The following is a 381-nucleotide window of genomic DNA, read 5'->3' as shown; positions in this document are numbered from 1 at the left end:
GGCCTGTGAGGCTAGCAGGCTGTGCTCAATGATCGCAAAACGATCTTGCCCCCATACCATGTCATCTTGAGTCATAAAGCTGGGCACGCCCCAGCTACCCGCTTCCATCATGGCGTTGCGGTTGTCCTCGGCGAGGTCGCGCCAGCTATCGTCATCCAGCCAGCGGCGGGCACGGTTCCAGTCTAGGCCTGCGTTTTCCACCAGAAATTTCAGCCCGTTATCGCTGGCGGCATTAATGCCCTGGCTCCAGATGCCTACGGCGGCGGCGCGCAGCCATTCGCGCAAGCGCCCTTCTTTCTCGGCGAAGGGCCAAATGGCCATGCAGCGTTCCACCCCAGCACCCACCGGGTCGCAGACCTTGCCAAAGGGCACGCCGTGTAA

1 protein-coding gene is annotated in these 381 nt (G+C 61.7%); it reads right to left on the bottom strand.

Annotated elements, in window-relative coordinates:
• Positions 1 to 381, bottom strand: a 381-nt coding sequence (locus tag F8C76_RS19325; RefSeq protein WP_211372194.1) for a DsbA family protein, incomplete at both ends; no start/stop codon positions are given.

The sequence above is a fragment of the Flagellimonas olearia genome (assembly GCF_009184425.1).
Taxonomy (GTDB): Bacteria; Bacteroidota; Bacteroidia; order Flavobacteriales; family Flavobacteriaceae; genus Flagellimonas; species Flagellimonas olearia.
This window is presented reverse-complemented; position numbering and strand designations above follow the sequence as displayed.